This window comes from Candidatus Neomarinimicrobiota bacterium (assembly GCA_012964825.1).
Lineage (GTDB): Bacteria > Fidelibacterota > Marinisomatia > Marinisomatales > S15-B10 > UBA2125.
Genome location: DTTI01000047.1, coordinates 24712 through 31144 on the forward strand (window position 1 = coordinate 24712; position 6433 = coordinate 31144).

Genomic DNA, 6433 nt, shown 5'->3' on the forward strand with positions numbered 1-6433 from the left:
TTCTAGTTCCTCTTTCAAAAAGCAGGAGAAATGAGTAAGAGTGTCCTCATAGGCATTGGTGGCGGTACTGGTTCAGGTAAAACGGCTGTCTCAGAGAATATCCTGAATGGCTTTGACGAAGATGAAATTGGCATCATTGCTCAGGACGCCTATTACAAGGATTTGAGTGATAAGCCATCTAAAGAACGTGCCAAAACCAATTTTGACCACCCGGAAGCCATCGATTTTGACCTTCTGACGGAACATCTGAAAAACCTGGTTAACGGTGAACCGGTTGAAATTCCCGTCTATGATTTTTCCACTCATACAAGGGCCAGGGAGACAAATCGGCTGGATCCCCGCCCTACCATCGTACTGGAAGGGATCATGGTACTTACCAATGAGCGTCTCCGGGAGCTGATGGATATCAAAATTTATGTGGAGACAGACGCAGACGTCAGGTTCATCCGGAGGCTTCAGCGGGACATCAAAGAACGAGACCGAACTGTGGAAGACGTCATTGAACAATACATGAATACGGTTCGCCCCATGCATGAAGAATTTGTGGAAATAACCAAGAAATATGCAGATATTATATTACCCAAAGGGGGCCGTAATGCTGTGGCTGTGGATCTTATCCAAACAAAAATCCAAGCACTGTTGAAGGAGAAGATGCCGAACAACTGAAAATTACTACTGTTTGGCGTCTGCCCATGACGCATCATTTCGTTAATTAAATGCCTACCCCAAGTCCACAAGAATCAGGCTGGATCGAAGTGATATGTGGGAGTATGTTCAGCGGAAAGACCGAGGAACTAATCCGGCGCCTTCGCCGGGCTCAGATCGCCAGACAGGCGGTGGGTATATTTAAGCCCAAAGTAGATACCAGATTCAGCGAAGACCACATCGTTTCCCACTCCGAACTTCGGATGGAATCTCAAATTGTTGAATCGGCGGAAGAGATCATCGAAAAAGCGCCGAAAGATAAAGTTGTGGGAATCGATGAAGCACAGTTTTTTGACAGCATACTTATTGATGTTTGTAAAAAGCTTGCTGAACAGAAGAAGCGCGTTATCGTTGCCGGACTAGATAAGGACTTCCGCGGCGAACCGTTCGGTCCCGTGCCTGGTCTTTTGGCAGAAGCCGAATATATCACCAAGACTCTGGCCATCTGTATGGTCTGCGGAAGCCCCGCTAACTACACGCAAAGGCTTAGCCGGGAAACGGATCAGGTTGTCATAGGTGAAATGGATAAATACGAAGCACGTTGCCGACAATGTTATGAACCACCGAAGAAATAATGGATAGATTTACAGGAATTATTGGTGTCGTTGTTCTGCTCGGTATCGCTTACGGGATGTCCAACAACCGCGGTGCCATTTCGAAACGGATCGTCCTTTGGGGACTCGGGCTACAACTTTTCTTTGCACTGTTTATCCTCAAAACACCCATCGGACAGCCGTTCTTCTCTGCGGTGGACAGAATCTTTAAAAAACTGCTGAGCTTTTCTGATGCCGGCAGCGATCTTCTGTTCAAATCATATAGCACGGGTGTTGTTGAGGGTCCGCTCCTGAACTTTGCATTCAGAATTCTTCCCACCATTATCTTTTTCTCTTCCCTTATGGCAGTGCTATATCATCTTGGCATCATGCAGTGGGTGATCCGGTGGATCGCCGCCGCTGTACAAAAAACAATGGGGACAAGCGGTTCAGAAACATTGAGTGTATCGGCAAATATTTTTGTGGGACAGACGGAATCGCCCCTTATGATAAGGCCGTTTATCAACCAAATGACCATGTCAGAGCTCATGGCGGTGATGACGGGAGGGTTCGCCACCGTAGCCGGCGGCGTCATGGCCATCTACGTAGCCATGCTGAGCGACATTCCCGGAATCGCAGGGCATCTCATGGCCGCTTCCATCATGAGCGCCCCTGCGGCCCTTGTAATGGCAAAGATCATCTTCCCGGAAACAGAAGAGTCGGAGACACTTGGCGACCTCCGAATTAAAATTGAGAGACAAGACGACAACGTCATAGAAGCGCTCTCTCGCGGCGCCACAGACGGAGTAAAACTTGCTGTGAATGTAGGCGCCATGCTGGTTGCCTTTGTCGCTTTTGTTGCTATGATAAACGGAATGCTTGGGCTTGTTGATCTGACCATACAGCAAATTCTCGGGTGGTTTTTTCAGCCTCTGGCCTGGGCTATGGGTGCACCCTGGTCAGAAGCGGGTATTCTCGGGCAACTCATGGGTGAAAAAATCGTTCTCACGGAACTGATCGCCTACAGCGATCTCAGCCAGCTTCGGGCTGAAGATGCCATCTCCGACCGGACTGCAATCATAGCCAGTTATGCGTTGTGTGGGTTCGCAAACTTTGCATCCATCGGGATTCAGCTGGGCGGCATCGGCGGCATTGCACCGAAAAGAAGAAAAGATTTGGCGAAAATTGGGATGAAGGCGATGATCGCCGGAGCGCTGGCTTCCTGGCTTACAGCAACGCTGGCCGGGATCATTGTTTAAAATAAAGTGGGCAAAAATATGAGACTGATTTTCCTGGGCCCACCGGGCATAGGCAAAGGGACTCAGGCGAAACTTCTGGCTGAGCGGTATTCTTTGGCGCACCTTTCTACAGGCGATATGTTCAGATCAACCATCAGCAAAAATACCGATTTGGGAACTCTAGCGAAAAGTTATATAGATAAGGGAAAGCTCGTCCCTGACGATGTTGTCCTCGTAATGGTGAACGAGCGCTTGAGAGAAGATGACACCGCCGGTGGCTACATCTTTGACGGTTTCCCCAGAACGGTACCTCAGGCGGAAAGTTTAAATAGACTGTTAAAGGAACTGGGACAATCCATTAATCATGTTATTACTCTTGAGGGAGATAACGCCACACTGGTGGAGCGGTTATCAAGCCGCAGAACGTGTTTAGCTTGTGGTAAGATTATTAATCTCATTTTCTCACCGCCGAAATTGAGCGATCAGTGCGATGACTGCGGTGGTGAACTGTTACAACGAAATGATGACAAACCAGAGGTTATTCAGAAGCGGCTGGATGTCTACGAGGAACAGACTGAACCACTGGTGAACTATTTCGAAGGTGAAGGACTGCTCAGACGAGTTGACGGTGTGGGGTCTATCCATGATGTAGGTGAGAGGATTGACAAGCATCTAACTAGCAATAGTAAGAGGTATTAATGCTGAAGGTAGGAATAACCGGCGGCATCGGCTCCGGTAAGAGTGCCGCAAGCGAACGCATGGCAGAGTTAGGCGCCTACGTTTTTGACGCTGACAAGGAAGCCAAACAGATTCTTGCTGAAAACGAGAAAATCCAGGAAGATCTCCGGGACGAGTTCGGCACTGACGTCATGGATCCGGACGACTCCATTAATCCAAAGAAACTTGCGAGAGTTGCTTTTATTAACGAAGCAAATCAATCAGTGTTGAATGCCATCATTCACCCATACGTTTTCAACACTATCGATGAGAGATACGATGAGATAAAGGAAAAAGATGAAGTGACTCTTTTTGTCGTTGATGCGGCCCTTATCTATGAATCGGGGCTCGATCAGCACTTGGATTATGTCATTGTCGTTTCGGCTCAGTATGGGGCCCGGATGAATCGGGCTCTTCAACGCGGGACTCTCAAAAGAGAAGATATCCAGCAGCGGATGGATCTCCAGTTACCGGAGGAGTCGAAAGTGCAGATGGCCGATTTTGTTATCGATAACAACGGCAATCAAAAACACCTCTCAAATCAAGTGGATGAAATTTTTCAGGAGATAACCTGACCGACACCGCTTTCATAGCCGCCCTCTGATGGCTACCTCAAAAAGATTCGGCACCTTTGAAGGTGTCTTCACACCGACTATTTTAACAATCCTTGGTGCCATCATGTACCTCCGCCTGGGATGGGTCGTGGGTAACGCCGGCTTCGGTGGTGCACTTGTCATCATTCTACTAGCAAAGCTGGTCACCGTCACCACAGGGCTGGCCATCGCATCCATGGCGTCCAACATCAAGATTGGCCATGGTGGTTCTTACGCAATCATCTCCCGCTCCCTAGGTCTGGAAATCGGCGGTGCTGTTGGTATTCCCCTTTATTTGTCTCAGGCTCTGGGAGGCGCTATGTACATCATCGGTTTCACTGAAGCGTGGATGGCTATCTTTCCTCATCACTCGCCTCTTCAAGTTGGTGGTATTGTCCTAGCATTTCTTTTAATCATCGCTCTTATCAGTGCCAAGGTCGCCATGAAATTTCAATACCTAATTATGGTACTAATTTCAGTCTCACTGGTTTCATTTTTCATGGGCAAGGGAGACGGGGCAGGTCAAATTTCACTTTGGGGTACTCTCGAGTCCGTTCCATTCTGGACAGTATTTGCCATCTTTTTCCCCGCCGTTACAGGAATCGAAGCCGGGGCGGCCATGTCGGGTGATCTGAAAGACCCTAAGCGGTCTTTATCCGTGGGTATCCTTAGCGCTATCGGCATCTCGTTCGTGGTCTATGTGGCCCTTGCGTTCTGGATGGATTTTTCCGTATCGACCGAATCGCTTAAGAGCAATTACATGGTAATGCTGGATGTGTCAAAATGGAGAACTGTTGTAGCAGCGGCGATACTGGGCGCCACACTCTCTTCAGCGCTGGGGAGCATAGTAGGCGGGCCGAGAACGCTCATGGCCTTGGGGCAGCACAAAGTTCTCCCCTTTGGAAAAATTCTGGGGAGTCAGAGTAAAAGCGGCGAACCCCGCGTTGCCACATTTGTCACTGGTGTCATCATCGGTTTGGGTATTTTATTCGGCGATTTGAACACCATCGCACCTCTTCTCACTATGTTCTTTCTCATCACCTACGGTACTATAAACCTAGTGGTTTTGATTGAAAAAAGGCTGGGCATCTCAAGCTATCGTCCCACTTTTAAGGTTCCTATTATTGTGCCTTTCATCGGTTTTACATGGTGTACCATTGCCATGTTTCTCATCAATCCACTCTTTGCCGGGGGTGCTATTGTAATTATCATAGGCGTCTATCTATGGCTAGTTCGTCAAGGACATCAAGCACCCTGGGGTGATGTCCGTTCGGGCATCTTCACAGCCATCGCTGAATGGGCCGTCAGGATGGGTGCCCGCGTACCTTCCAGTCCCAAGTCGTGGAAACCGAACCTTATGGTCCCCGTGGAAGAGCCCACCGCATGGAGGAAAAGAATTATATTTATTCGCGACATTATCTTTCCCCGAGGTAGTGCCCGAATCTTCAGTGTCAGGATTCTTGAAAAAGGGGTGCGCCACAGGGTCGGACAACTTGTTCAACAAGTTTTCAAACGGACGGAGGAGAGTGAAGAATCGAACAAAGAATCAGAAAAACTTGAAAACGAACTGACAGATCTGATTCAGCCTCTGCGGGAAGAAGGACTGCTGGCCGTCTCAACTGTTATTGAAGCAAATCACTTCCTTCACGGCATCAGTGTGGTAACCCAATCTCTGAAGGGGATGCCTTTGCCCCCCAATGTCATGTTCCTTTCCATGAGTGATAATCCCGATAAAGATGAAAGACTGGAGCAACTCATTTCCATGGCAATGAGAGAGGAACTTGGCATTATTGTTTTGAATCTTTCCTCGGAAAGGGGGTTTGGAAGAGAGAAAGATATTAATATGTGGCTGCGCAGTGGATCACCAAACAGGAATCTATCTATCCTTACAGCTATTCAGCTGGAAAAAAACTGGAACGGCAATCTGAAGCTTTTGCGAATGGTGGAAAAAGAAAAAGATATATCAAAGGCGCAGGTAGGTCTTGAGGCAATTGCAAGACGTGGACGATTACCTCACGACTGTGAGAAGCTTATCTTGAGCGGAACTTTTCCAGATGGTCTTAAAAATGGGCCAACAGCGGACATCAATATATTTGGCATTTCAGATGAACTCAGTGTGAGGGAAATGCACACCATTACATCGAAGGTTAAGACAACCTGCCTGTTTATCAAAGATTCAGGCCAGGAAAGCGCCCTTGCTTGATCCTTAATTAAAAGGACTATAGTGGTGCCGTTGCATCGCTCTGGGCGGTCCAAGAATTTCCCGCATGATAATGAGCTCCCGTAGGTCTTTTGGGCTCTTAAAATACTTAAGAACAGAATGGCCGGTTATCTTCTTCCACCCCGGAGGCGGCTTTCCTTTCAGCTCTCTTTTCCAGAGCGGTTCGGACTGAGGTCCTTCACTCTGGACGGAAGGCTGCTCTGGTTGAGGTAAAGGCTCCTCTAATTCAACAGTTTCCTCTGCTTCTTCGTCCAGCTGTTCGAAGAATTCCTCAACTTTCTCCTTTTTATCAGCCTCTTCAAACAACTCACCTAAGCCGAGGTTACGAAGCCAGTCGGGCATTTCCTGTTGCTCAGGTGGCGTCTGAGATTCAACTTCTGGCAGAGGCTGAGGGGAACGCTGTCTCCTCCGCTTCAGCCATTGGAA

The 6433-nt window shown here is 48.3% G+C and carries 7 protein-coding genes; 6 read left to right on the forward strand and 1 reads right to left on the reverse strand.

Translation table 11 applies throughout. The features are described from left to right. Positions 1–30 precede the first annotated feature (30 nt). From EYO21_05225 to EYO21_05250, 6 genes are read left to right on the forward strand one after another with little or no spacing between them, the layout of a single operon-like run. Positions 31–666 carry a uridine kinase gene (locus EYO21_05225; protein ID HIB03207.1) on the forward strand — a complete coding sequence of 212 codons (636 nt, stop codon included), beginning with the start codon at positions 31–33 and terminating at the stop codon, positions 664–666. A gap of 50 nt (positions 667–716) precedes the next feature. Further along, complete coding sequence (locus EYO21_05230) at positions 717–1280, forward strand: thymidine kinase (protein HIB03208.1); 564 nt, start codon at positions 717–719, stop codon at positions 1278–1280. Continuing rightward, on the forward strand, positions 1280–2497 hold the full coding sequence (locus EYO21_05235) for a NupC/NupG family nucleoside CNT transporter (protein HIB03209.1): 1218 nt from the start codon (positions 1280–1282) through the stop codon (positions 2495–2497). Before EYO21_05230 ends, EYO21_05235 begins: the two co-directional genes overlap by 1 nt. Before the next feature lie 18 nt (positions 2498–2515). Continuing rightward, the gene (locus EYO21_05240) at positions 2516–3175 is read left to right on the forward strand and encodes an adenylate kinase (protein ID HIB03210.1); all 660 of its coding nucleotides are present in this window, start codon (positions 2516–2518) and stop codon (positions 3173–3175) included. Next, a complete protein-coding gene (locus EYO21_05245) occupies positions 3175–3768 on the forward strand; it encodes a dephospho-CoA kinase (GenBank protein HIB03211.1) in 594 nt (197 codons plus the stop codon). Before EYO21_05240 ends, EYO21_05245 begins: the two co-directional genes overlap by 1 nt. A 28-nt stretch (positions 3769–3796) precedes the next feature. Next, positions 3797–5989: a Na-K-Cl cotransporter gene (locus tag EYO21_05250; GenBank protein ID HIB03212.1), complete on the forward strand. Its 2193-nt coding sequence runs from the start codon at positions 3797–3799 to the stop codon at positions 5987–5989. 3 nt (positions 5990–5992) lie between these two features. Here EYO21_05250 and EYO21_05255 read toward each other — a convergent pair whose 3' ends face one another. Continuing rightward, entirely contained in the window at positions 5993–6349 is a 357-nt protein-coding gene (locus EYO21_05255) for a hypothetical protein (GenBank protein HIB03213.1), read from the reverse strand. Between the last annotated feature and the right edge of the window lie 84 nt (positions 6350–6433).

What these genes read in the sequence shown, in the direction of transcription:
- EYO21_05235 (HIB03209.1), top strand. Translation starts at nt 1,280, where the DNA reads ATGGATAGATTTACAGGAATTATTGGTGTCGTTGTTCTGCTCGGTATC.
- EYO21_05240 (HIB03210.1), top strand. Translation starts at nt 2,516, where the DNA reads ATGAGACTGATTTTCCTGGGCCCACCGGGCATAGGCAAAGGGACTCAG.
- EYO21_05250 (HIB03212.1), top strand. Translation starts at nt 3,797, where the DNA reads ATGGCTACCTCAAAAAGATTCGGCACCTTTGAAGGTGTCTTCACACCG.
- EYO21_05230 (HIB03208.1), top strand. Translation starts at nt 717, where the DNA reads ATGCCTACCCCAAGTCCACAAGAATCAGGCTGGATCGAAGTGATATGT.
- EYO21_05255 (HIB03213.1), bottom strand. Translation starts at nt 6,349, where the DNA reads ATGCCCGACTGGCTTCGTAACCTCGGCTTAGGTGAGTTGTTTGAAGAG.
- EYO21_05225 (HIB03207.1), top strand. Translation starts at nt 31, where the DNA reads ATGAGTAAGAGTGTCCTCATAGGCATTGGTGGCGGTACTGGTTCAGGT.
- EYO21_05245 (HIB03211.1), top strand. Translation starts at nt 3,175, where the DNA reads ATGCTGAAGGTAGGAATAACCGGCGGCATCGGCTCCGGTAAGAGTGCC.